Origin of the sequence: Bacillus sp. CDB3 (genome assembly GCF_002081505.1) — a bacterium.
Classification (GTDB): domain Bacteria; phylum Bacillota; class Bacilli; order Bacillales; family Bacillaceae_G; genus Bacillus_A; species Bacillus_A cereus_AT.
Map to the genome: position 1 here is coordinate 102,846 of NZ_ALBR01000015.1, position 25,936 is coordinate 128,781.

The following is a 25,936-nucleotide window of genomic DNA, read 5'->3' on the forward strand; positions in this document are numbered from 1 at the left end:
AGAGGGATAGATTATACATTTAGCTTCCCTATTAAGGTGAAATCATATAATATAGTACGTAGGTGTAAAGTAAGCGTGGGGGAGTGATCTTGGATGATTGAATGGTATTTTGAATATGAAATACATAAAAACCGACCTGGCTTACTTGGTGACGTTTCTTCGTTAATCGGTATGCTTGGCATCAATATTGTCACAATTAATGGTGTAGATAATGCACGACGTGGACTTCTACTTATGTGTGATAATCAAGAGCAAATCTCTAGACTTGAATCAATTCTAAATACGATGGATAATATAACGGTAACGAAATATCGTCCGCCAAAGCTTAGAGATAAGCTAGCAGTTAGACATGGTAGGTATATACAACGAGATGCAGATGATAAGAAGACATTTCGATTTGTACGTGATGAATTAGGATTACTTGTAGACTTTATGGCGGAGATAATGAAAAAAGAAGGTCATAAGCTAATTGGGATACGAGGAATGCCTCGTGTCGGAAAAACAGAATCCATTGTTGCCGCAAGTGTTTGTGCAAATAAGAGATGGCTATTCGTATCATCGACTCTTATTAAGCAAACTGTTCGTAGCCAATTGATTGAAGATGAGTATAGCGACGATAATATTTTCATATTAGATGGAATTGTATCAACAAAGCGTGCAAATGAAAGACATTGGCAGCTTGTTCGTGAAATCATGAGGTTACCTGCAACGAAAGTTGTGGAACATCCAGATGTATTTGTGAGTCAGTCGGAATACACATTGGATGATTTTGATTATATTATCGAATTGCGTAACGATTATGATGAAGAAATTCAATATAATTTAGTAGATGAAATTGAGCAAGGTACGCAAAATAATTTCTCTATGTTTGACTTTTAAAGAAATATTGAGGTGTTAGTAGTGACGGAATTAGGACAAAAGCTGACAGGAGCAAGAGAAGCGAAAGGCTTGTCTATTGATCAGCTGCATGAAATTACAAAAATTCAAAAACGCCATTTAGTAGCGATTGAAGAAGGCAATTATGATGTATTGCCAGGGGCTTTTTATGCGCGTGCATTCATTAAACAATACGCAGATGCGGTTGGATTAAATGGAGAGGAACTGCTTGTAGAATATCAGAGTACGATACCACAATCTGAAAAACACGATGTTCCACAAGTATCAACTGGACAGAAAACACAAGAAACAATGCAAAAATCTTCATCATGGCCAATTGCAGATCATATGCCAAAAATTTTGATTGCGTTATTAGTAATTGCATTTGGAGTGGTAGTCTGGTTTGTTATTCAAGCGTTAACTGGAAAAGATGATAGGCAAGTTCCAAATGCTCAAAGTGAGAAAATTGAAGTTCAAAAAGCAAAAAATTCTCCGCTAGATACGAAGAAAGATGAAGAGAAAGCGGAAGAGCCAAAAAAAGAAGAACCAAAGAAAGAAGAGCCAAAGAAAGAAGAACCAAAGAAAGAGGAACAACCAACGGGACAACAAGAAATTAAAGTAGTTGGAACAACTGGTAAGGTATCTACTTTGGAAATTCATAATAATAAAACATTAGAACTGGAAATATCGGGTAAAGGTGCGAGTTATGTAGATGTTAAAGATGATGCTGGGAACGAAATTCTAAACACTACAGTACAAGGTGGCCAAATAGAAAAACGTGATTTATCAACAGTAAAAGAAGTGCGACTTAATATTGGAAATGCAACGAATGTTGAAGTTAAACTGAATGGTCAAGTGGTTGCTTTCCCATTGGATCCAGAAAAAGAACTTCACCAAAGATTGGTGATAAAAAACCAAGGGATAGGGCAACCTGCACAATAACAGTCATCGCTTCGATGACTTTTTTCAATGAACAAATGTTTTTGATATGATGGAGGAATAGCTGTGAATTTACCAAATAAAATTACAATATCTAGAATCTTCTTAATTCCAATTTTTATGGTAATTATGTTAGCGCCCTTTGAGTGGGGCTCATTTATAATTGGTGATGTAGAGTTACCAATTCAACATTTAGTAGGGGCACTTATCTTTATTATTGCTTCGGCTACAGATTGGATTGATGGACATTATGCAAGAAAGTATAATCTTGTAACGAATTTAGGGAAATTCCTTGACCCGTTAGCAGATAAATTACTTGTTTCGGCAGCACTTATCACATTGGTAGAAATGCAATATGTACCTGCTTGGATCGTTATTGTAATTATAAGCCGTGAGTTTGCAGTAACAGGTTTACGCCTTGTACTTGCTGGGACAGGGGAAGTAGTGGCAGCAAATCAGTTAGGGAAAATTAAGACATGGACACAAATTATTGCGATTGCAGCGTATTTATTACACGATGTACCTTTAAATTTAATCCATATCCCAGTTGCTGATATTTTCATATGGATTGCATTAATCTTTACTGTTATTTCAGGATGGGATTATTTCTGGAAAAATAGGGCTGCTTTTGTAAACTCAAAATAGAAGTTTTATGGGGGAATTGGGATGAATGCTGAGATTATTGCGGTTGGAACTGAATTGTTACTTGGACAAATTGCAAATACAAATGCCCAGTTTTTATCTGAAAAGTTAGCTTCAATTGGAATAAATGTGTACTATCATACTGTTGTGGGTGATAATAACAAGCGATTACAAAAGGCAATTGAATTGGCTGAAGAGCGCGCTGATATGCTTATTTTTACAGGCGGATTAGGGCCGACAAAAGACGATTTGACGAAAGAAACAATAGCGTCTAGCTTAGGTGAAGAGCTTGTGTATGATGAAACAGCATTAACATCTATAAGCGATTATTTTAAGCGTACAGGCCGTGAATTTACGGAAAATAATAAAAAGCAGGCGCTCGTTCTAAGTGGATCGACTGTGTTTGCGAATGATCACGGTATGGCGCCTGGCATGGGGTTAAATAAAAACGGAAAAGTTTATATTTTATTACCAGGGCCACCAAAAGAAATGAAGCCGATGTATGTAAGTTACGTAGAGCCTTTTTTACGTAACTTTACAACAGGGGAAAATATTTATTCTCGCGTTCTTCGCTTTTTCGGTATTGGGGAATCTCAATTAGAGGTAAAAGTTCAAGATTTAATTGATGGACAAACGAACCCGACCATTGCACCACTCGCAAATGATGGAGAAGTGACATTACGTTTAACTGCAAAACATCATGATGCGAATGAGGCGGAGAAACTAATTCAACATGTGGAAAATTTGATTTTAGAAAGAGTAGGAGAATTTTTCTACGGATATAACCAAGATTTTCTTCAGTACAAGGCAATAGAGTTATTGAAGCAAAAAGGGTTAACTTTAGCATGTGCAGAAAGTTTAACAGGCGGTCTCTTTGGAAATCAAGTAACAGAAAATGCGGGTGTTTCGTCTGTGTTTAAAGGCGGTGTCATTTGTTATCAAAATGAAGTAAAGCAACAAATTTTACATGTACCTGAAGAAGTGTTACGTACTGACGGCGCGGTTAGTAAGCGGTGTGCTCGTTATCTTGCTGAAAATGTAAAGAAACTGTTAAAAGCAGATATCGGAATTAGTTTTACTGGGGTGGCAGGACCTGATGCTTCAGAGTATAAAGAACCAGGAACAGTATTTGTTGGATTGGCGATTAAGGATGAACCGACTGAAGTCTTCTCTCTTAATTTAAGTGGAAGTCGTCAACAAATTAGAGAACGCTCTGCAAAATATGGATTTTATCATTTATATAAAAAGCTAGAAGAGATATAAATTTCTTCTAGTTTTTTTTGTGGGGAAATCGAGTTTTATTTGATGGAAAATAAAAAAATCGAATAAATGTTCGATTTTTGTTGGCAAATTGAATTGAAAATAGGTATAATAAGATTAGCAATTCAGCTAAGGAGGAATTTTGAATGAGTGATCGTCAAGCGGCATTAGATATGGCGTTAAAACAAATAGAGAAGCAATTCGGTAAAGGTTCAATTATGAAATTAGGAGAACAAGCAGAGCGTAGAATTTCTACAATTTCAAGTGGTTCTTTAGCACTTGATGTGGCACTAGGGGTAGGCGGATACCCACGTGGACGTATTATTGAAATTTATGGACCTGAAAGTTCAGGTAAAACAACAGTTTCACTACACGCAATCGCGGAAGTGCAGCGTCAAGGTGGACAAGCGGCGTTCATTGATGCGGAGCATGCGATGGATCCTGTATATGCACAAAAATTAGGTGTTAACATCGATGAATTATTATTATCACAGCCTGATACAGGGGAGCAAGGATTAGAAATCGCAGAAGCACTTGTACGAAGTGGCGCGGTTGATATTATCGTAATTGACTCTGTAGCAGCTCTTGTACCGAAAGCTGAGATCGAAGGAGACATGGGTGACTCTCACGTTGGTTTACAAGCACGTTTAATGTCACAAGCACTTCGTAAACTTTCAGGTGCAATCAACAAATCAAAAACAATCGCAATCTTTATCAACCAAATTCGTGAAAAAGTTGGGGTTATGTTCGGGAACCCAGAAACAACTCCAGGTGGTCGCGCGTTGAAATTCTATTCAACTGTCCGTCTTGAAGTGCGTCGTGCTGAGCAGTTAAAACAAGGTAACGACATCGTTGGTAATAAAACGAAGGTAAAAGTAGTTAAAAATAAAGTAGCACCACCATTCCGTGTTGCTGAAGTTGATATTATGTACGGAGAAGGTATTTCAAGAGAAGGTGAAATCTTAGATATGGCTTCTGAACTTGATATCGTTCAAAAGAGCGGTGCTTGGTACTCTTATAATGAAGAACGCTTAGGACAAGGTCGTGAAAATTCGAAGCAATTCTTAAAAGAGAATACGGATTTAAGAGAAGAGATTGCCTTCTTTGTTCGTGAACATCACGGAATTGGTGAAGACTCTGGTGTTGAAGACACGGAAGGTTCAACTATTCAAGATTAAAAAATAAAGACACGCTCCCGTGTCTTTATTTTTAATGTCTTATGAAAGCGTTGTATATAGCTGGAGATAAAATATTTATTCTATTCAAAAGGCAATGTGTATAAGGGAATATTCATATATTTTAAGGGGATAAATTGGGATTTGCTAAGGTTTTCCAGGATAATATGCCGTCTGTTTTTTTAATCCATATAAGATTCAGAGCTGAAGGTAAAGAAAGTAAAAGTAGACAACGCTTGACAATGAAAATTGCGATAGATACAATGAGAATGTATATTTTTTCTTATATACGATACACTCTTCTCAAGAAGAGAAGTAATATTCGGAGTAAGACTTAAATCTTGCCGAAATAATAATATGACATTTTAATTGTGAAATGAAGAAAGTCCCTTAAAAAAGCGGGACGACGGTCTTTGCTGTACGTTGAAATTCAATGTACATGCCGACAGTCTTTTTTCATTCATAGCAAGGGGAGGTGAAATCATGAGTAGTACAGTTTGGATACTCATCTCCATTTTGCTTGCAACAGTCGGTGCAGTTGTTGGCTTTTTTGTTCGAAAGTCTATTGCTGAAGCGAAGATTAATGGTGCAACTAATGAAGCGAAACGTATTCTAGACGAAGCGAATCGTGAGGCAGAAGCACTTAAAAAAGAAGCGCTTTTAGAAGCAAAGGATGAAATTCATACACTTCGTACAGAAGCTGAATTAGAAATTCGTGACCGTAGAAGCGAATTACAAAAACAAGAAAATCGTTTAATGCAAAGAGAAGAGAACCTTGATCGTAAAGACGAAACGCTCGATAAGCGCGAGCAACAGTTGGAAAAGAAAGAGGATTCTCTTGTAGCGAAACAACAACAGATTGAAGAGTTGGAAAGCAAAGTGGGAGAGTTAGTTCAAAAGCAACAAACAGAATTAGAGCGCATTTCCAATCTGACACGCGAACAAGCGAAAGCAATTATTCTTGGTAAAGTAGAAAGTGAAGTTTCTCATGAAATTGCCGTTATGGTAAAAGAAAGTGAAGTTCGTGCGAAAGAAGAAGCGGATAAGAAAGCAAAAGAGATTTTATCTCTTGCAATGCAAAGATGTGCAGCTGATCATGTTGCTGAAACAACCGTTTCGGTTGTAAATCTTCCAAACGACGAAATGAAGGGACGTATTATCGGACGTGAAGGTCGTAATATTCGTACGCTAGAAACGTTAACAGGTATTGACCTTATTATCGATGATACACCAGAAGCGGTAATTCTATCTGGATTCGACCCGATTCGTCGTGAAACAGCTCGTATCGCTCTTGATAAACTAGTACAGGACGGACGTATTCACCCAGCGCGTATTGAAGAGATGGTCGAAAAATCAAGACGTGAAGTGGACGAGTATATTCGTGAAGTCGGAGAGCAAACAACGTTTGAAGTGGGTGTTCATGGCTTACATCCAGATTTAATTAAGATTTTAGGTCGTTTAAAATACCGTACAAGTTACGGACAAAACGTCTTAAAGCACTCTATGGAAGTTGCATATTTAACTGGACTTATGGCAGCGGAGCTTGGTGAGGATGAAAAACTAGCAAGACGTGCTGGTCTATTACATGATATTGGAAAAGCAATTGATCATGAAGTAGAAGGTAGCCACGTTGAAATTGGTGTTGAACTCGCAACGAAATATAAAGAGCACCCTGTTGTAATAAACAGTATCGCATCTCACCATGGTGACACAGAACCAACTTCTATCATTGCAGTTCTAGTTGCAGCAGCAGATGCATTATCAGCTGCAAGACCGGGAGCTCGTAGTGAAACACTTGAGAACTACATTCGTCGTCTTGAAAAGTTAGAAGAAATTTCAGAGTCTTATGAAGGCGTAGAAAAATCTTTCGCAATTCAAGCAGGACGTGAAGTTCGTATTCTGGTAAAACCGGATACAATTGATGATTTAGAAGCTCATCGTTTAGCTCGTGATATTCGAAAACGTATCGAAAATGAACTGGATTATCCAGGACATATTAAAGTTACTGTTATTCGTGAAACACGTGCAGTGGAATACGCAAAATAAAGTGGTGAAACACCACTTTATTTTTTTGTGTTGGAATTGGGTAAAATAAAGAAAATTATTTATGAGAAATATGCAAGTGAAAGAAACTTTTAATATTATAAGGAAATTGCTTGTAGAGTAAGGTAATAAAAAATGCAGTACATAGAAAGGGTAAGACATATGAGAATATTATTTGTTGGGGATGTAGTAGGATCTCCTGGTAGAGACATGATTCAACAGTACGTACCGGCATTAAAGAAAAAATATACACCTACAGTAACAATCATTAATGGAGAAAATGCTGCGGGTGGACGTGGAATTACGGAAAAAATATATCGAAACTTTTTGGAGTGCGGGGCACAGGCAGTTACGCTTGGAAACCATGCTTGGGATAATCGTGAAGTATTTGAATTTATTGATGATGCTAAATATCTTGCAAGACCAGCTAATTTCCCAGAAGGAACGCCAGGAAAAGGTCTTATCTTTGTGAACTGTAACGGAACAGAAGTTGCGGTAATTAACTTACAAGGACGTACTTTCCTTCCTCCAATTGATTGTCCATTCCGTAAAGTGGATGAATTAATCAATATTGCAAAAAAACGTACTAATATTATCTTTGTTGATTTTCATGCTGAAACAACAAGTGAGAAGCAGGCGTTAGGTTGGTACGTAGATGGTCGTGCTACAGCTGTAGTAGGTACACATACACACGTTCCTACAGCTGATAATCGTATATTACCAAGCGGAACAGCTTATATTACAGATGTTGGTATGACAGGACCGTATGATGGTATTTTAGGTATGGATCGCGAAGCGGTATTGAAGAAGTTTTTAACGAACTTACCAGTACGTTTTGAAGTAACGAATGGCAGAACGCAATTAAGTGCAGTTTTAATCGATGTGGATCCAAATACAGGGAAAGCGAAGAAAATTGAACGCATTTTAATTAATGATGATCAGCCGTTTTTTGAGTAATTTTTAACGAAAAGTTAGAGAAGTCATTATATTTTAATTTTTTAGAAAAATTACAGAAATTTAGCAGGAATACGTGCCATTCCTCGTGAATATAAGTTAAAGTGAAATAATTGCTATTACTTTTTATAAAAACGAGGAGGAAACGCGGAATGGAAATATTAAAAGTTAAAGCAACGTCGGTCCCTAATTCTGTAGCTGGTGCACTTGCAGGTGTTATTCGCGAACGCGGAACAGCAGAAATTCAAGCTATTGGTGCAGGTGCATTGAATCAAGCGGTAAAGGCAGTAGCAATTGCAAGAGGATTTGTAGCGCCTAGTGGTTTGGATCTGATTTGTATCCCAGCGTTTACAGATATTATGATCGATGGCGAAGAGCGTACAGCAATAAAATTAATTGTAGAACCTCGTTAAGTTGAAACAACCTGTTTGCATTTATGCAAACAGGTTGTTTTTATAGTGGAGGAATGAATATGAAAATTTTTGATGCTCATTGCGATGTACTCTTTCAGTTATGGAGTGCAAAGGGAAAAAAAGACTTTCAAAACGATTCACAATTACATATTACATTTGAACAATTAAAGAAAAGAAAAGGAAGTATACAATGCTTTGCGATATATGTACCAGAAACAGTAGCGTATGAAAAGCGCTTTGAAGTTGCACTGCAAATGATAGATATTTTTCATAGTGAAATTCTATCGCTACCAGGAATGAAGTTTATTCAGACAAAAAACGATATTAACATGCTAAAACAGGACGAGATTGGAGCGTTATTAACATTAGAAGGATGCGAAGCGATTGGAAAAGAAGCGATGAGATTACGTTTGTTTTATCGCTTAGGTGTACGTTCCTTTGGATTAACATGGAACTATGCTAATTTATTAGCTGATGGGGCGCTAGAGACACGTGGTGCAGGCTTAACTACATTTGGTAGACAAGTTGTACAAGAACTTAATATGTTAGATTTATGGACCGATGTGTCTCATTTAAATGAAAGAAGCTTTTGGGATGTTATAGAAATAGCTAAAAAGCCAATTGCATCTCACTCAAACTGTTATCAACTTTGTGGGCATCCACGCAATTTAACCGATGAACAAATAAGAGCTCTCATAAAGAAAAATAGCATTATTGGTATTACATTCGTACCGCAGTTTTTAACGAATGAAAGACAAGCGAATATAGCAGATATATTAAGACATGTGGAATATATTTGTTCATTAGGTGGAGAAAAAAATATAGGATTCGGTTCTGATTTTGATGGGATTTTAGAAACTGTTGTAGGTGTAGAAGCATATAGGGATTATGAAAATATAATTAATCACCTGTGTAAAAAGTATAGTGAATCAACTGTAGATCGATTTTTGTATAAAAATTTTGTTGACGGTGTAACGTTCTAAAGATTGTGTTTTAAAAATTCAGAAAAATTAAAATAAATTCACTTGAATTTATTGATTTTTTTAAGACCTAATACTAGAATGGTAAACGAAATAGCTTTATACTAAAGATTCAGGGAAATCAGAAGAGGCATAATTTGCGTCCATTGTAGTTTATTTGTATAAAAAATGCTAAACTAATACTGTAAAAAAATACACTACAATGAATGCAGCCAAAAGGGGTGTAGGAGATGATTAGTCAACTTTCATGGAAAGTTGGAGGCCAACAAGGTGAAGGAATTGAAAGTACAGGGGAAATCTTCTGTATTGCATTAAACCGATTAGGATATTACCTATACGGTTACCGCCACTTCTCATCACGTATTAAAGGCGGCCATACAAATAATAAAATTCGTGTAAGTACAACAGAAGTACGCGCGATCTCAGATGATTTAGATATTTTAATTGCTTTTGATCAAGAAACAATTGATTTTAACTTCCACGAACTACGTCCGGGCGGAATTGTAGTTGCGGATGCGAAATTTAATCCAACAATACCTGATAATACAGATGTAAATCTATATGTGATACCGTTTACAGATATTGCTTCAGAATTAGGCACATCATTAATGAAAAACATGGTTGCTGTTGGGGCATCTAGTGCGGTATTAGGATTAGACGAAACAGCGTATTTAGAGGTTGTTGAAGAAATCTTTGGTCGTAAAGGAGAGCAAGTCGTTCAAAAGAATATGGAAGCCATTAAACGCGGCTCTCAATATATGAAAGAATTGCTTGGTGAAAAAGTAAATATGATGCAGCTTGAAAAAGCTGACGGTAAGAAACGCATGTTTATGATTGGAAACGACGCAATCGCATTTGGTGCAGTAGCTGGTGGTGCTCGCTTTATGTCTGCATATCCAATCACACCTGCATCTGAAATTATGGAATACTTAATTAAAAAGTTACCGAAAGTCGGCGGGACAGTAATCCAAACTGAGGATGAAATCGCAGCTTGTACAATGGCAATCGGTGCAAACTACGCTGGTGTTCGTACATTAACTGCATCTGCTGGTCCTGGTCTTTCTTTAATGATGGAAGCAATAGGTTTAGCAGGTATTACTGAAACACCGCTAGTTATCATTGATACACAACGTGGTGGTCCAAGTACGGGCTTACCAACAAAACAAGAGCAGTCTGACTTAATGGCTATGATTTACGGAACGCATGGTGAAATTCCAAAAATCGTAATGGCGCCAAGCACAGTTGAAGAGGCTTTCTATGATATTGTAGAAGCGTTTAACTTAGCTGAAGAATACCAAGTACCTGTTATTTTCTTAACAGATTTACAGCTTTCCTTAGGGAAACAAACTGTAGAACCACTTACGTTAGATAAAGTGGAAATTCGTCGTGGTAAGCTTGATTTAGAAGTAGAATTACCAGAACGTGAGAATAAAGCATACTTCAAACGTTATGAAGTAACAGAAGACGGCGTTTCACCACGTGTTTTACCTGGTATGAAAAATGGTATTCACCATGTTACAGGTGTAGAACATGATGAAACGGGTAAACCATCTGAATCAGCAATAAACCGTAAAGATCAAATGGACAAACGTTTCCGTAAAATGGCGAACTTAAAGTTTAATACCCCTGTTTATAAAAATGTTAAGCATGATGACGCAGACGTATTGCTAGTTGGTTTTAACTCAACACGTGGTGCGATCGAAGAGGCAATGCAGCGTTTAGAACAAGAAGGAATGAAAGTAAACCATGCTCATGTACGTTTAATTCATCCTTTCCCAACAGCTGAAATCGATCCACTTGTGAAAAAAGCGAAGCGTGTAGTGGTAGTAGAAAATAATGCAACTGGTCAGCTTGCTAACATTATGAAAATGAATCTTGGTAATGGTGAGAAAATTTCTAGTCTTTTAAAATATGACGGAAACCCATTCTTACCGAAAGAGATTTACAACGAATGCAAAAAAGGGGTTGTATTAAATGGCAACATTTAAGGACTTTCGTAACAGTGTAAAACCGAACTGGTGCCCAGGTTGCGGAGACTTCTCAGTACAAGCTGCGATTCAGCGTGCGGCAGCTAACGTTGGTTTAAATCCAGATGAACTAGCTGTTATTTCTGGTATCGGCTGTTCAGGTCGTATTTCAGGTTATATTAATTCATACGGTTTGCATAGTATTCATGGACGTGCTCTTCCAATCGCACAAGGTGTGAAGATGGCAAATCGTGATTTAACAGTTATCGCATCAGGTGGTGACGGTGATGGTTTTGCGATTGGTATGGGACATACAATCCATTCTATCCGTCGTAACATTGACATTACGTATATCGTAATGGATAACCAAATTTACGGATTGACAAAAGGTCAAACTTCACCACGTAGTGAAGCTGGATTTAAAACGAAAAGTACACCACAAGGTTCAATTGAACCATCACTAAATGTTATGGAAATGGCTTTAACAGCTGGTGCGACATTTGTGGCGCAAAGTTTTTCAAGTGATTTAAAAGAATTAACACAAATTATTGAAGCTGGTATTAATCATAAAGGATTTTCATTAATTAACGTATTTAGTCCATGTGTTACTTACAATAAAGTAAATACTTATGATTGGTTTAAAGAGAATTTAACGAAACTAAGTACAGTAGAAGGATATGATCCATCTAACCGCATGATGGCTATGCAAACATTAATGGAAAAGAACGGGTTAGTAACTGGTTTAATTTATCAAAATACAAAGCAGCCTTCTTACCAAGAGCTTGTAAAAGACTATAGCGAAAAGCCTTTAGTGCAAGCTGATTTGAATATGGATCAGAAAATGTTTGATGAGCTTGTTGCTGAATTTATGTAATGCTAAAAGAAAAGGTTGCCACTTGGCAACCTTTTTTGAGTGAATAAAAATAATGAATAGATTTGTTTACTTAGAAAATTCAGAATGATAAAATAATATATAAATCGTTGTATAGAAATAGCATGTTCATTAACTGTAGAATGTAAAATAGGATAAGAGTGCTTCTTCGTTAAAATTGGCTAAAGGCTCTATACTATGATAATGTGTATAGGGATAAAGCAATATGCTTTTGGGTAGGACAAGATGAAATACTAAAAAGGGAATGTCTATTGGTGTGGGGAAGACTTCATTCTTACGGATGATTAGATCGATTACTCAAGTTTCAAAGGGCAAGTTATCTCTCAAGCTATCTAACATCATTGAGATGGGTCTAAGCGCATTAAAATGGACTACAGAGTGTGTATAGTTAAGGGTGAAAGGAGATTACCGATGAACGAGCAACAACGATTAGCAAGTCGACAAGCAAATTCCTCTACGAAAAAAGAAGAGAAAGATTATAGTAAATACTTTGAAAGTGTATACCAACCACCTTCCTTGAAAGATGCAAAAAAGCGTGGGAAAGAAGAAGTTAAAATTGAACGAGATTTTGGCTTACCTGAAGAGTTCCGCAATTTTGGCGCAGGAAGAAAGTTTTACATTCGTACATATGGCTGCCAAATGAATGAGCATGATACTGAAGTAATGGCGGGGATTTTTACAACACTTGGATATGAGCCAACTTTTTCAACTGAAGAGGCCGATATCATTTTATTAAATACTTGTGCAATCCGTGAAAATGCTGAAAATAAAGTGTTCGGTGAACTTGGTCATTTAAAATCATTAAAGCGAAGAAACCCGGATCTTTTAATTGGTGTATGTGGTTGTATGTCTCAAGAGGAATCTGTTGTAAATAAAATTATGCAAAAAAATCAGCATGTAGATATGGTGTTTGGTACACATAATATTCATAGATTACCGTATATCTTAAAGGACGCAATGTTCTCAAAAGAGACGGTGGTTGAAGTTTGGTCAAAAGAAGGGGACGTAATTGAAAACCTTCCGAAAGTACGTCGTGGTGATATTAAAGCTTGGGTAAATATTATGTATGGCTGTGATAAGTTCTGTACATATTGTATTGTACCGTATACACGCGGAAAAGAGCGCAGCAGACGTCCAGAAGATATTATTAAAGAAATTCGCCATTTAGCAGCGAACGGTTATAAAGAAATTACGTTACTTGGACAAAACGTAAACGCATACGGTAAAGACTTTGAAGATATACAATATGGTCTTGGCGATTTAATGGATGAACTTCGTAAAATCGATATCGCACGTATTCGTTTTACAACAAGTCATCCACGTGATTTTGACGATCATTTAATTGATGTTCTTGGAAAAGGTGGTAACCTCGTAGAACATATCCACTTACCAGTTCAATCTGGTAGTACAGATATGCTTAAAATTATGGCGCGTAAATATTCGCGTGAGCATTATTTAGAGCTTGTACGAAAAATTAAAGAAACGATTCCGAATGCAGTCCTAACAACGGATATTATCGTTGGTTTCCCAAATGAAACGGATGAGCAATTTGAAGAAACGATGTCGCTATATCGTGAAGTAGGATTTGATACGGCATTTACATTTATTTATTCCCCGCGCGAGGGTACACCAGCTGCAAAAATGAAAGATAATGTGCCGATGGAAGTGAAGAAAGAGCGATTACAACGCTTAAATACACTAGTGAATGAATATGCTGTTAATAAGAATAAGCGTTATATAGGGCAAATTGTAGAAGTATTAGTTGATGGAGAAAGTAAAAATAATCCTGAAGTACTTGCGGGGTATACACGTACGAATAAACTTGTAAACTTCGTTGCTTCAAAATCTTTAATTGGTCAGCTTGTGAAAGTAAAAATAACAGAAGCAAAAACTTGGTCACTTAACGGGGAATTGGTTAAGGAGCCGATTGAGGTGAAATAATAGATGAAAGTATATACGAAAGATGAAATTGTTGAGCAAGCGAAAGAATTAGCGAAAATGATCTCTGAAACAGAAGAAGTCGACTTCTTTAAGCGAGCAGAAGCACAAATTCATAAAAATGAAAATGTAAAGCGAGCAATTGATGAAATTAAAGCTTTGCAAAAACAAGCAGTAAACTTGCAACATTATGGGAAATGGGAAGCTTTGAAAAAAGTAGAAGCTGAAATTGATGCGCTTCAAGATAATTTAGATAGTATCCCAGTTGTACAGGAGTTTAAATCTTCACAAACATATGTAAATGATTTACTGCAGCTAGTTGCTAGTACGATTTCTAACAATGTAACAGATGAAGTATTAGCTTCAACTGGTGGCGATGTGTTGAAGGGTGAAACTGGTGCAGCAGTAGAAAGTAAAAAAGGAAATTGTGGTTGTTAAAGAGATGTCTTATTGACATCTCTTTTTTTTATGGGTTATAACGTAAATTCTTCTCAAAAAAAGAATGACACATTCCGCTATTGTCACGCATATGATTAAGTGAATAGTGATTGAGGAGGGTTACGAATGTCCGAATTTAGAGAGATTATTACAAAAGCAGTGGTTGGAAAAGGACGTAAGTATACAAAGTCAACGCATACATGTGAATCGAATAATGAGCCAACAAGTATTTTAGGGTGCTGGGTAATTAACCATTCGTACGAAGCGAGAAAGAATGGAAAACATGTGGAAATTGAAGGTTTCTATGATGTAAACACTTGGTATTCATTTGATGGAAACACAAAGACCGAAGTTGTAACAGAACGTGTTAACTACACTGACGAAGTAAGCATTGGGTATCGTGATAAAAACTTCTCGGGTGACGATTTAGAAATTATTGCTCGTGTAATTCAACCGCCAAATTGTTTAGAAGCTCTTGTATCACCAAATGGTAATAAAATTGTTGTGACGGTAGAACGTGAATTTGTAACAGAAGTAGTTGGAGAAACGAAAATTTGTGTAAGTGTAAATCCTGAAGGTTGCGTAGAATCAGACGAGGATTTTCAAATCGATGATGATGAGTTTGAAGAATTAGATCCGAACTTTATCGTCGATGCAGAAGAAGAGTAATAGAAAGCTAGGGAGAAGTTCTTCCTAGCTTTTTACATTACATAAGTGGTGCTGAATGAACATGATTTCTTATGAAATGTGCTATAATGAGGAAAGACTCCTGAAATAGGAGATATGGGTGTCCGTGAAGTGTGACATATATGAATATAGATTATTATGTAAGAATTATGGAGGAAAGACATGACGCAATATACCCCTATGATACAGCAATACTTAAAGGTTAAGGCAGACTATCAAGATGCCTTTTTATTTTTCCGATTAGGTGATTTTTATGAAATGTTCTTTGAAGATGCGGTTAAAGCAGCTCATGAACTTGAAATTACATTAACGAGCCGAGATGGTGGTAGTAGTGATCGTATACCAATGTGCGGTGTACCGCATCATGCAGCTAAAAATTATATTGAACAACTTGTTGAAAAAGGATATAAAGTAGCTGTTTGTGAGCAAGTGGAAGATCCAAAAACAGCTAAAGGTGTAGTACGTCGTGAAGTAGTACAACTAATTACGCCAGGAACGATGATGGAAGGGCGTACAATAGACGAGAAAGAGAATAACTTCTTAGCAGCATTAACACATTTCGAAGATGGATCTTATGCGCTAGCTTGTAATGACTTAACGACTGGACAAAATACAGTGACGTTGTTAACAGGTTCAGTAGAAGATATTTTATTAGAAGTGTATGCAACTGGTTCAAAAGAAATTGTTGTAGACTCTACATTTTCAAAAGATGAATTAAATAAATTAACTGAAACATTAAAAATGACGATTTCGTATGAAGATGCAACAACTATTCCTGAAGGATTAGAACACCTTGTGAAAAATGTTTCACAAGCAAAGTTAATTAAAGCAATTGGACGCTTATTTAACTATGTGATAAGAACACAAAAACGTTCATTAGATCACTTGCAACCAGTGGAAATTTATTATACGAACCAGTTTATGAAAATTGATGTGCATTCAAAGCGAAATTTAGAACTGACAGAAACACTTCGAACAAAAGAAAAAACAGGATCATTATTATGGCTATTAGATAAAACGAAAACAGCTATGGGTGGTCGGATGTTAAAACAGTGGATGGAACGCCCACTTATTCAGAAAGAAAAAGTTGAAGAGCGTTTAGAAATGGTTGAAACGTTTGTAAATGATTACTTCTTACGTGAAGATTTAAAAGAAAAGTTAAAAGAAGTATATGATTTAGAACGTTTAGCAGGGAAAGTTGCATTTGGTAATGTAAATGCACGGGACTTATTACAGTTAAGACGCTCTTTACTTCAAGTGCCAGCTATTTTAGAAGCGATTAGTCTGTTAGATAATGCTTATGCAGCTAGATTAATTCAAGGTGCAGATCCATGTGAGAGCTTAACAGAATTGCTAGGAAGAAGTATTCAAGAAAACCCACCGCTTTCTATTAAAGATGGAGATATTATTAAAGACGGTTATAATGACAAGCTTGATCAATATCGTTACGTTAGTAAAAACGGGAAAACGTGGATCGCTGAGCTTGAAAAACGAGAACGTGATATTACAGGGGTTAAATCGTTAAAAATCGGGTACAACCGTATTTTCGGCTACTACATTGAAGTGACGAAGGCGAATCTTGCAGCACTTCCAGAAGGGCGCTATGAGCGAAAACAAACACTTGCAAATGCAGAGCGTTTCATAACAGATGAATTAAAAGAAAAAGAAACATTAATCTTAGAAGCAGAAGAGAAAATTGTACAATTAGAATACGATTTATTTACAGCACTTCGCGAAGAAGTCAAAGTATTCATTCCGAAATTACAGCATTTAGCGAAAGTAATTAGTGAACTAGACGTACTGCAAAGTTTTGCGACAGTTAGTGAAGAAGAGCAGTTTGTAAAACCTGTTTTAACAACTAAGCGCGAAATCTTTATTAAAGATGGCCGTCATCCTGTCGTTGAAAAAGTATTGAACGGGAAATTGTATGTACCGAATGATTGTATTATGCCGGAGAAGATGGATGTCTTTTTAATTACAGGACCGAACATGTCTGGTAAAAGTACGTATATGAGACAATTAGCACTTGTAACTGTTATGTCGCAAATCGGTTGTTTCGTACCAGCAACAGAAGCGGTATTACCTGTATTCGATCAAATCTTTACGAGAATTGGTGCAGCGGATGATTTAATCTCAGGTCAAAGTACATTTATGGTTGAAATGTTAGAAGCGAAAAATGCAATTGCAAATGCATCAGAAAGAAGTTTAATTTTATTCGATGAAATTGGACGCGGTACATCTACGTATGATGGTATGGCACTTGCACAAGCAATCATTGAACATATTCATGACCAAATTGGTGCGAAAACATTATTCTCTACACATTATCATGAATTAACGGTGTTAGAAGAAAGTTTAGACCAACTAAAAAATGTACATGTTTCAGCAATTGAAGAGAATGGAAAAGTAGTTTTCCTTCATAAAATTCAAGATGGAGCGGCTGATAAAAGTTACGGAATTCACGTTGCTCAACTTGCTGAGCTTCCAGATAGCTTAATCGCTCGCGCGAAAGAAGTGTTAGCACAACTAGAAGGACAGGAAGAAACTATTATTCCAAAGCGCACAGAAGTGAACGTTCAAGTGCAAGAAGTTGCTCCAGAACCTGTAGTTGTAAAAGAAGAACAAGCAGAAATACAAGAAAAGCAAGAAGAGACTGAAGAAGAATCGCAACTATCTTTCTTTGGAGGAGAACAGTCTTCGAAGAAACAAGACAAGCTTGTGTTAGATCAAAAAGAAACGGCAGTACTTGCACAAATTAAAAAAATTGATTTACTCGATATGACACCTTTAGAAGCGATGAACGAACTGTATCGTTTACAAAAAAAGTTAAAGAAAGGATGAGTAAGTAGATGGGGAAAATTCGCAAACTCGATGATCAACTCTCTAACTTAATTGCGGCAGGGGAAGTAGTAGAGCGCCCTGCCTCAGTTGTAAAAGAACTCGTGGAAAATTCCATCGATGCGAATAGTACATCTATTGAAATCCACTTAGAAGAAGCTGGGTTATCGAAAATTCGCATCATTGATAATGGAGATGGCATTGCAGAAGAAGATTGTATCGTTGCATTTGAACGCCACGCAACGAGCAAAATTAAAGATGAAAATGATCTATTTCGTATAAGAACGCTCGGTTTCCGCGGAGAGGCCCTACCGAGTATTGCCTCTGTAAGTGAATTGGAATTAATTACAAGCACAGGTGATGCGCCTGGTACACACCTTATTATTAAAGGTGGAGACATTATAAAACAAGAGAAAACAGCGAGCCGAAAAGGAACGGATATTACAGTTCAAAACTTATTCTTTAATACACCAGCACGTCTTAAATATATGAAAACGATTCATACAGAGCTTGGGAATATTACAGATATTGTATATCGCATTGCAATGTCTCATCCAGAAGTATCGCTAAAACTGTTTCATAATGAAAAGAAATTGCTTCATACGTCAGGAAATGGTGATGTAAGACAAGTACTTGCATCGATTTACAGCATTCAAGTTGCGAAGAAGCTTATTCCAATTGAAGCCGAATCTTTAGACTTCACAATTAAAGGGTATGTAACATTACCAGAAGTAACGAGAGCGTCTCGTAATTATATGTCAACGATCGTAAATGGTCGTTACGTTCGAAATTTCGTATTAATGAAAGCAGTTCAGCAAGGATACCATACATTACTGCCAGTTGGACGATACCCAATCGGCTTCTTATCGATTGAAATGGACCCAATGCTTGTTGACGTTAACGTACATCCAGCGAAATTAGAAGTTCGTTTTAGTAAAGAACAAGAATTGCTAAAGCTCATCGAAGAAACACTGCAAGCTGCATTCAAAAAAATACAGCTCATTCCAGATGCAGGTGTAACAACGAAGAAAAAAGAAAAAGATGAAAGTGTGCAAGGACAATTCCAGTTTGAGCATACGAAGCCGAAAGAACCATCCATGCCAAACATCGTTTTACCGACTGGCATGGATGAGAAACAAGAAGAACCAACAACTGTGAAACAGCCAGCAAAACTTTGGCAACCTCCGAAACAAGAATGGCAGCCACCACAATCGCTCATAAGAGAAGAACAAAGTTGGCAGCCATCTACTAAACCGATAATTGAAGAACCAATTCGAGAAGAGAAATCATGGAACAGCAACGATGACGATTTTGAATTAGAGGAATTGGAAGAAGAAGTTTACGAAATAAAAGAGATTGAAATGAACGGTAATGACTTACCACCGCTTTATCCAATTGGACAAATGCACGGAACCTATATTTTCGCTCAAAATGATAAAGGCTTATATATGATTGATCAGCACGCAGCGCAGGAACGCATCAATTATGAATATTTCCGTGATAAAGTGGGACGAGTTACGCAAGAAGTACAAGAGTTACTTGTACCGTACCGCATTGATTTATCTCTTACTGAATTTTTGCGTGTCGAAGAGCAGTTAGAAGAATTAAAAAAAGTTGGACTATTTTTAGAGCAGTTTGGCCATCAATCCTTTATCGTCCGCTCGCACCCAACGTGGTTCCCGAAAGGTCAAGAAACAGAAATTATCGATGAAATGATGGAACAAGTCGTCAAACTAAAAAAAGTTGATATTAAAAAGTTACGTGAAGAAGCAGCCATCATGATGAGCTGTAAAGCATCGATTAAAGCAAATCAATATTTAACGAACGATCAAATATTTGCTTTACTTGAAGAACTACGTACAACAACAAATCCTTACACATGCCCGCACGGGAGACCGATTCTTGTGCATCATTCTACTTATGAATTGGAGAAGATGTTTAAGAGGGTTATGTAGGGATAATAAAACTAGGTTTCAAAAGGGAGCAACATTTACTGTTGCTCCCTTTTAATATGTAGAATTAATTGTTAAACGAGAATATGGCGGAGTAATTTTGCAGTTTATTTAAATTTGAGCATATCATACTTAAGATTGTAAGTAGTTTATTTCTTGGCTACGTTAGCTTAAATTTATCTATGTATAAAAAAGCGCTGTAGATCAGCACTTTTTAAAAGGTACGTGAATTGTATAATAAAGATCTATACATTGCTAAAAACGTAACTATGCTGGGGCGAAATAAGGATCTATACGATTATTTATTTTTATTATTATTATTAATTTTTTCAGTATATAGAACTTGCTCTTTGTAATGCTTCTTAATGGGGAAATTATGTGTATCTGTACCGTTTTTGAATTTTTTATCAATGGGGTTTTTTAGAGGAATTGTTGTAGTTTCGGTAAATTCATATGGGTAATTTATTTTAGATTTATCTTCAAACATGAAAATGCCTCCTTTTTAGGGTTTCCTAAATTCTTTACTATAACATGATATGCATATATATTTTTTTGGACTAGTTATTTATATAGGTTAATGGAATTTAATTACATAACTACTGGAATATTTTATAGAAAAACAATTCGAGAAAGATATTGTATGAAAAGCCGTTGACTAATATTGTTGTTTTTTAAGTTTTTGTGATGTATCTGAAATTCTGAAGAAACGTGGCATATAGGTTCATTTAACAACTATTATGTGAGGTTTTTTTGTTTGTCAGCGAATCAAACAATGCATATATATTCGTTATAGATTGTTTTTATAATGTGACTTATATAGGATTTTCCTGATAATATAATGCGGAATATTATAGTGTTATTAGGTTATTAGGAACACTTAATGTTGTTTCACAACTGAAAGGGAATTGAAAAAGAACTGAAACTTTTCTCATAAAAATTCAATCTTACTTGAAAAATGAAAGGAAAATGAAATTTTCCAAAAGAAATTCTTTGTTAAGATAAAAAGCATACATAAAAAAAGTATTGACATATCTTAAAAATGCATTTTTAAGATATAGTGGGGGAAAAGATGAGAATAGAAAACAATTAATAAAAAAGATGTATTATGAAACATTCCTAATGGAGAACGAAACACATCCACCTCTTCAAGTACTTGGAGAAGCTTATGTAAACGAAGAAAAAAATGAGATTTCTGATGGATCTTATATTCGTTTTGCACAAGGTGAATTTTATTATCACCATCAAGATTTTGAAGCAGCTATTTTTAAATGGGAGAAAGTTAGTAATGAATTAGCGCCATGGGCACAAAAAAATATTGCGGATGCTTACTTCGAACTTAACCAATTATCAGTTGCTGAAAATGTGTATACTTCCATTACTACTGATAACAAAATACTTATGACCGAAATTGTACTGCAATTACTGTCTCTTTACATCGAGCAAAATAATTTTGATTCAGCTTTCGCTGTTATAAAAGAAGCGGTTTCTTTAAATCCCGATTATCCAAACGTCACAACAATTGCACGTTCCTTTTATGAAGAACAGCAAGATTTTGATAGTGCAGTAGAGCTGGCTGTGAACGAGTTAATTCGAACAGAATCTTATCCATGGTTTGAGGTTCTAAAAGAATATATCGATAAAGGATTTACTAAAAATATTTCACCAGATTATTTTTATAAAGTATTAGTAACATTAAATAATGTAGATCAAGTACAATTTACGCAAATAGTTTCATCACTTTGGCGCAGCTATAAAGATGAACAAAATTACTTATTATGGCTTAACACAATAAATGAATTTTTTATACATATCGAAATACATTCGTCCGATATATGGGACAAAATTTCTTCACTTTACGAAGAAACATACTTTGAATTAATTCAAGGTCAATATATGCTTAGACAATTACACGATATCATTCCAAATCTGTTAACAAATTGGTTAAAAGTAGTCAATCCCTCTCATGCTGTATTTCCATCTGCAGCAGTATTGGCATGGGATGAGATTTTTCCTTCTAAAATAGATTCAGCGGATATAAAAGACGCGGAAAACCTACTGTCATATTCTATTAATCATGTGAATGGCTTAGAGTATAGTTTACATCTTTTTGAATCTATTACACACTGGGCACAAGAACATGATTTAGAAATGGGTCACCGATTTAGCTGGTTAGTTGGCGAGCTTGCAGATTTAAGAACAAATCGCCTATTAGTAACTGGAACTTCAGGAAACGGAAAAGCGTCGTTTATTAACTCTATTTTAGGAGAAAATATATTAGAAAACTCAATCTCAAATGTGGTTGTTTTTAAAAATGACGCTTATACAGAAATTAACGCTATAACAGATTCGGAAATTACAACAACTGAGAATTTCTCTGATTTCCATAACATGATGGCAGTGCACCGTCAAACATATAGAGATAGAGCATGTGTTGAATTTAAATTACCATGCAGATTTTTAAGTAAAAACAAACTTACATTCGTTGTTACACCTAGCTTTAATAGGAACAATGATGCGAGAGATGAGGTGTTTGAATATTTAAATTCTGTAGATGAATTATTATTCGTATTGAATGCGGATTCACCTTTTACTGACAAAGAACGTGACATTCTATTAAGTATTCAAGAACATACACCAAATCTACAAGTTCATTTCCTATTAAATAAAATCGATAACATTTACAATGAAGCAGAAGCAAAAAGAGTTATACAAGATACGCAAGTGAGAATAAATACATATTTCCCTAATGCAAGAGTTTTCCCTTATTCTTCGTTATATACAAATAGTAAACAATTAAACGATTTAACTGAGTTTATTCATTTTAACTTTAACTATAAAAATATCGATGCAGAACGTACTGAAAAGCTATTGTTTTTCATTCGAAAAACAATTACATATCTTTTGGATAAACGCGTCGAGAGGGAAAATAATCTAGTGGATTCTATTAATTGGAATGAAGATATGTTAGTTAAACTTAATGGTTGTATTAATAACCTTACTGCTTTTGAGAAGGAAAAAATTCATTTAATTACAGAATCATATCGTACGATGAAAAACGAAATTACTAATGATCTTACAGAACATATTCCGAAACTATTGCAGAGTTGTTCCGATTTAATTAGTGAAGAAAGCGATTTTGGTCACATTGATATTGAACTAAACACAGCGATGAATGAAAGAGTGCAACAATATCTAGAACAAACTGTATTACCTAATATTACTCGCTCTATGCAAAATTGGATTGCAACTTCTAATAACGAGCTCCTTCAAAGTCAATTGTACTTAGAAGAAACCAGTGAAGGGCTTAATTCTTTATTTGGAGAAAATCGAATACAGTTAGAATGTGACTTTAAAGTAATTGATGACTGGCGCAGAGATACTGATAGAATGACAACTAGAATACAAATGGAAGAGGTAAATATTTTACGTCGATTTACACCAGCGCAATTTTTACTGAAAAGTGCCGGTAAATTATTTGGAGTTCTTCCTAAAAATAAAGCTATGCTATATAACAAATACAAACAGTATTTAGAAAATGAAGATTATACCGATGTAACGGCTTCTATTATGAAGAAGTTTTTCTTGCAATTTGAGCTGTTTGAAAATACACAAGAGCGGGATATTAATATGTTCTTTAGAAATCCATTTGGCGCGTTGGAACAAGCTGTAAAAAACACTCATTTAGAAATAAAAGAAAAACAAGATAAACTGCATAAAATGAAATCAACCCCTGAAGTTTACCATGATCCTATAAAGCTCTTTGAATTGAGATTACGTCAATGTGAAGTAATTTTAAATATAGGTGATGATAATACCTATACAGATGTAACTTTAGAAACAAGCGCAGAATAAAAGTAAAATATATGAGGTTTTTTATATGAAATTGAATCATGTGTTATAAGAGAGTAAAAGGGAGCAACTGTAATGAGTTGCTCCCTTTTCATATTAAGATTATTTTTCAGTCTCTTTAATTTTAGTTTGTACTTCACCAGTTTTAATTTTATTACTTTCTGAGAAACGTAATAAATCGCCTTCAATAATTTTGTCAGACATTCGTAACTCATTTTGTGCACGGTTAATGAGTGCTTGTGCTTCTTTTTTTGGTAAATCTACAATTTCACCTGTTATGCGGTCATAGAAAGTGTTGTTTTTGTATGCATACTTGTCTGTAATAAAGCTACCATCACGTAAAACAACAAAACCGGTATATTCATCTGAAAACATATCATGGCCAAAACGGATATCGTTAGTAGTATCAATCCCTAATAAATTTAGAATAGTAGGTTTCATATCGATTTGTCCCGTAGGCTTTGAAATAGTTTGACCTTCTGTTTGTCCAGGGACATGAATATATAAAGGTGTACGTTGTAAATTTAAAGTATCAAATTCTGTTATTTGATCTTTTTCTAAAAACTGCGCCATTGCGCGATTATGTTTTTCGGAAATGCCATAATGATCACCGTATAACACAATAATAGAATCATCATAAAGCCCCTCAGCTTTTAAACGCTCAATAAATTTTTTAATTGATTCGTCTAAGTAACGAGCTGTTACGATGTAACGATCAAATACGCCATTACCAGAGTTATATGGTTCAATGAATTTTGTATCTTCATCATACGTAAATGGATAATGGTTTGTTAAAGTAAGGAAACGAGCGTAAAATGGTTGATCAACAGTTTTTAATATATCTACTGATTGATCAAAGTATTCAATATCTTTTAATCCCCAATTTAAATTTGTTTCGGGCGTAATTTTGTAATCAAGTTCATTATAGTAACGATCATAACCAAGAGCAGAGTACATGATATTACGATTCCAAAATGTTGCGTTATTCGCATGGAATACAGAAGTGAAATAGCCTTGCTGACGTAAAATTTCTGGAGTCGCAGTATAATCGTTGTTACCGTGCGTGAAGAATACAGCTCCTCGATTTAATGGATACAACGATGTATCTATTAGAAATTCAGAATCTGATGTTTTTCCTTGCCCAGTTTGGTGGAAAAAGTTATCAAAGTAATAGCTTTCATTTATGAATTCATTCAAGAACGGTGTAACTTCTTGACCATTGACGGATGCACCTATTAAAAAGGTTTGCAAGGATTCAAGAGTAACGACAATTACGTTTTTTCCTTTCGCTGCACCAAACATATTAGGATTTGGTTCACTTTGGTTTGCTTTTACGTAGTTTTCAGTTTCTTGTAATTTACTACTATCTGCAAGTGCCTTTTGGGATCCTGCTTTTACTTGGAGTGTTAAATCATATACTTGATGAGTGTATAGTCCTAAATTTTTCACAAGCATTACGCGGTCGAAGGATCTCGTTAATAATTCAGGTCGTTCTTTTTCTGCAAGATGTAGATTCGCAAAAAATACACCAATCGTTAAAAGAAAATATAATAAGCGTGCAGAATGAGTTACACGTTCTGTTTTAAAGACTATTGCTTTCTTTTTTAATAAAATAAAGAAGAAAATAATGTCTACGAATGCGAGCATAATTTTGTAGTTCAATATTTCTATAATACTGCCGCCTAATTGGCCAAAGTTTGATGTTTGTCCAAGTACTGGTAACGTAACGAAATCATTATAAAAATCATAGAACATTACATTCCCAACAAGTACGATTGTTAATAAGAGATTAATACATAGCGCTATATAATTTCTCTTTTCACCGGTTGCAAATAATGCTAATCCAACAAATGCTAACGATGCAGCGAGAGGGCTAATAAACAAAATAAGTTCTTGTGTAGAAGACTCAATTTTTAAATCAAAACTGAATCGCGTAATAAGATATGTTTTTAACCATACTGCTAAAGCAATTATTATAACAAAGCTTATATTTTGCATTTGTAAATTTATTTTATTCTTCATTTTTACACCTTCTTTATAGAGTTTATTTAACTGAGGTTATATATTATATTTTTATAACTATTAGAGTTTGG

Annotated in this window: 19 protein-coding genes; 17 read left to right on the top strand and 2 right to left on the bottom strand. The window is 35.4% G+C overall.

What is annotated here, in order from left to right; genetic code table 11:
• The first annotated feature begins 93 nt into the window (after positions 1–93).
• From CDB3_RS05610 to mutL, 16 genes are all read left to right on the top strand, one after another.
• Positions 94–879: a DUF3388 domain-containing protein gene (locus CDB3_RS05610; protein ID WP_000574107.1), complete on the top strand. Its 786-nt coding sequence runs from the start codon at positions 94–96 to the stop codon at positions 877–879.
• A 21-nt stretch (positions 880–900) separates the two neighbouring features.
• The gene (locus CDB3_RS05615; protein WP_128853749.1) at positions 901–1,818 is read left to right on the top strand and encodes a helix-turn-helix domain-containing protein; all 918 of its coding nucleotides are present in this window, start codon (positions 901–903) and stop codon (positions 1,816–1,818) included.
• A gap of 63 nt (positions 1,819–1,881) precedes the next feature.
• Positions 1,882–2,460 (top strand): CDP-diacylglycerol--glycerol-3-phosphate 3-phosphatidyltransferase, encoded by a 579-nt coding sequence (gene pgsA / locus CDB3_RS05620; protein WP_071746757.1) that lies wholly within the window; start codon positions 1,882–1,884, stop codon positions 2,458–2,460.
• A gap of 21 nt (positions 2,461–2,481) precedes the next feature.
• Positions 2,482–3,720, top strand: coding sequence for a competence/damage-inducible protein A (locus tag CDB3_RS05625; RefSeq protein WP_128853705.1), 1,239 nt, complete (start codon positions 2,482–2,484; stop codon positions 3,718–3,720).
• A gap of 143 nt (positions 3,721–3,863) precedes the next feature.
• Positions 3,864–4,895 carry a recombinase RecA gene (recA, locus tag CDB3_RS05630; protein WP_128853706.1) on the top strand — a complete coding sequence of 344 codons (1,032 nt, stop codon included), beginning with the start codon at positions 3,864–3,866 and terminating at the stop codon, positions 4,893–4,895.
• Positions 4,896–5,375: 480 nt separating this feature from the next.
• Positions 5,376–6,938, top strand: a complete 1,563-nt coding sequence (gene rny / locus CDB3_RS05635) for a ribonuclease Y (protein ID WP_000099777.1) — start codon at positions 5,376–5,378, stop codon at positions 6,936–6,938.
• A gap of 159 nt (positions 6,939–7,097) precedes the next feature.
• The gene (locus tag CDB3_RS05640; RefSeq protein ID WP_001221088.1) at positions 7,098–7,892 is read left to right on the top strand and encodes a TIGR00282 family metallophosphoesterase; all 795 of its coding nucleotides are present in this window, start codon (positions 7,098–7,100) and stop codon (positions 7,890–7,892) included.
• Positions 7,893–8,041: 149 nt separating this feature from the next.
• A complete protein-coding gene (spoVS, locus tag CDB3_RS05645) occupies positions 8,042–8,302 on the top strand; it encodes a stage V sporulation protein SpoVS (protein ID WP_000404341.1) in 261 nt (86 codons plus the stop codon).
• Positions 8,303–8,361: 59 nt separating this feature from the next.
• Complete coding sequence (locus tag CDB3_RS05650) at positions 8,362–9,285, top strand: dipeptidase (RefSeq protein ID WP_128853707.1); 924 nt, start codon at positions 8,362–8,364, stop codon at positions 9,283–9,285.
• A 227-nt stretch (positions 9,286–9,512) separates the two neighbouring features.
• Positions 9,513–11,270 (top strand): 2-oxoacid:acceptor oxidoreductase subunit alpha, encoded by a 1,758-nt coding sequence (locus tag CDB3_RS05655; RefSeq protein ID WP_128853708.1) that lies wholly within the window; start codon positions 9,513–9,515, stop codon positions 11,268–11,270.
• Positions 11,257–12,123 (top strand): 2-oxoacid:ferredoxin oxidoreductase subunit beta, encoded by an 867-nt coding sequence (locus tag CDB3_RS05660; protein ID WP_002088040.1) that lies wholly within the window; start codon positions 11,257–11,259, stop codon positions 12,121–12,123. The genes CDB3_RS05655 and CDB3_RS05660 overlap by 14 nt, the downstream gene beginning before the upstream one ends.
• A 429-nt stretch (positions 12,124–12,552) precedes the next feature.
• Entirely contained in the window at positions 12,553–14,082 is a 1,530-nt protein-coding gene (miaB, locus tag CDB3_RS05665; protein WP_128853709.1) for a tRNA (N6-isopentenyl adenosine(37)-C2)-methylthiotransferase MiaB, read from the top strand.
• A 3-nt stretch (positions 14,083–14,085) separates the two neighbouring features.
• Entirely contained in the window at positions 14,086–14,517 is a 432-nt protein-coding gene (locus tag CDB3_RS05670) for a YlbF/YmcA family competence regulator (RefSeq protein ID WP_071746750.1), read from the top strand.
• Positions 14,518–14,643: 126 nt separating this feature from the next.
• Entirely contained in the window at positions 14,644–15,186 is a 543-nt protein-coding gene (gene cotE, locus CDB3_RS05675; protein WP_001288800.1) for an outer spore coat protein CotE, read from the top strand.
• A 180-nt stretch (positions 15,187–15,366) separates the two neighbouring features.
• Complete coding sequence (mutS, locus tag CDB3_RS05680) at positions 15,367–18,045, top strand: DNA mismatch repair protein MutS (RefSeq protein ID WP_128853710.1); 2,679 nt, start codon at positions 15,367–15,369, stop codon at positions 18,043–18,045.
• 8 nt (positions 18,046–18,053) lie between these two features.
• Positions 18,054–19,997 carry a DNA mismatch repair endonuclease MutL gene (mutL, locus tag CDB3_RS05685; protein WP_128853711.1) on the top strand — a complete coding sequence of 648 codons (1,944 nt, stop codon included), beginning with the start codon at positions 18,054–18,056 and terminating at the stop codon, positions 19,995–19,997.
• A 295-nt stretch (positions 19,998–20,292) separates the two neighbouring features.
• On the opposite strand, the gene CDB3_RS05690 is transcribed toward mutL, so the two are convergent.
• Entirely contained in the window at positions 20,293–20,481 is a 189-nt protein-coding gene (locus CDB3_RS05690; RefSeq protein WP_128853712.1) for a hypothetical protein, read from the bottom strand.
• Between the two features lie 632 nt (positions 20,482–21,113).
• On the opposite strand from CDB3_RS05690, the gene CDB3_RS05695 reads away from it, so the two are divergent.
• Positions 21,114–23,846 carry a dynamin family protein gene (locus CDB3_RS05695; RefSeq protein ID WP_256869630.1) on the top strand — a complete coding sequence of 911 codons (2,733 nt, stop codon included), beginning with the start codon at positions 21,114–21,116 and terminating at the stop codon, positions 23,844–23,846.
• Positions 23,847–23,945: 99 nt separating this feature from the next.
• Here the strand turns inward: CDB3_RS05695 and CDB3_RS05700 are convergent, their stop codons facing one another.
• A complete protein-coding gene (locus CDB3_RS05700; RefSeq protein ID WP_128853713.1) occupies positions 23,946–25,865 on the bottom strand; it encodes an LTA synthase family protein in 1,920 nt (639 codons plus the stop codon).
• Between the last annotated feature and the right edge of the window lie 71 nt (positions 25,866–25,936).

What these genes read in the sequence shown, in the direction of transcription:
- CDB3_RS05610 (WP_000574107.1), top strand. Translation starts at nt 94, where the DNA reads ATGATTGAATGGTATTTTGAATATGAAATACATAAAAACCGACCTGGC.
- CDB3_RS05625 (WP_128853705.1), top strand. Translation starts at nt 2,482, where the DNA reads ATGAATGCTGAGATTATTGCGGTTGGAACTGAATTGTTACTTGGACAA.
- recA (WP_128853706.1), top strand. Translation starts at nt 3,864, where the DNA reads ATGAGTGATCGTCAAGCGGCATTAGATATGGCGTTAAAACAAATAGAG.
- rny (WP_000099777.1), top strand. Translation starts at nt 5,376, where the DNA reads ATGAGTAGTACAGTTTGGATACTCATCTCCATTTTGCTTGCAACAGTC.
- CDB3_RS05640 (WP_001221088.1), top strand. Translation starts at nt 7,098, where the DNA reads ATGAGAATATTATTTGTTGGGGATGTAGTAGGATCTCCTGGTAGAGAC.
- spoVS (WP_000404341.1), top strand. Translation starts at nt 8,042, where the DNA reads ATGGAAATATTAAAAGTTAAAGCAACGTCGGTCCCTAATTCTGTAGCT.
- CDB3_RS05650 (WP_128853707.1), top strand. Translation starts at nt 8,362, where the DNA reads ATGAAAATTTTTGATGCTCATTGCGATGTACTCTTTCAGTTATGGAGT.
- CDB3_RS05655 (WP_128853708.1), top strand. Translation starts at nt 9,513, where the DNA reads ATGATTAGTCAACTTTCATGGAAAGTTGGAGGCCAACAAGGTGAAGGA.
- CDB3_RS05660 (WP_002088040.1), top strand. Translation starts at nt 11,257, where the DNA reads ATGGCAACATTTAAGGACTTTCGTAACAGTGTAAAACCGAACTGGTGC.
- miaB (WP_128853709.1), top strand. Translation starts at nt 12,553, where the DNA reads ATGAACGAGCAACAACGATTAGCAAGTCGACAAGCAAATTCCTCTACG.
- CDB3_RS05670 (WP_071746750.1), top strand. Translation starts at nt 14,086, where the DNA reads ATGAAAGTATATACGAAAGATGAAATTGTTGAGCAAGCGAAAGAATTA.
- cotE (WP_001288800.1), top strand. Translation starts at nt 14,644, where the DNA reads ATGTCCGAATTTAGAGAGATTATTACAAAAGCAGTGGTTGGAAAAGGA.
- mutS (WP_128853710.1), top strand. Translation starts at nt 15,367, where the DNA reads ATGACGCAATATACCCCTATGATACAGCAATACTTAAAGGTTAAGGCA.
- mutL (WP_128853711.1), top strand. Translation starts at nt 18,054, where the DNA reads ATGGGGAAAATTCGCAAACTCGATGATCAACTCTCTAACTTAATTGCG.
- CDB3_RS05690 (WP_128853712.1), bottom strand. Translation starts at nt 20,481, where the DNA reads ATGTTTGAAGATAAATCTAAAATAAATTACCCATATGAATTTACCGAA.
- CDB3_RS05695 (WP_256869630.1), top strand. Translation starts at nt 21,114, where the DNA reads ATGGAGAACGAAACACATCCACCTCTTCAAGTACTTGGAGAAGCTTAT.
- CDB3_RS05700 (WP_128853713.1), bottom strand. Translation starts at nt 25,865, where the DNA reads ATGAAGAATAAAATAAATTTACAAATGCAAAATATAAGCTTTGTTATA.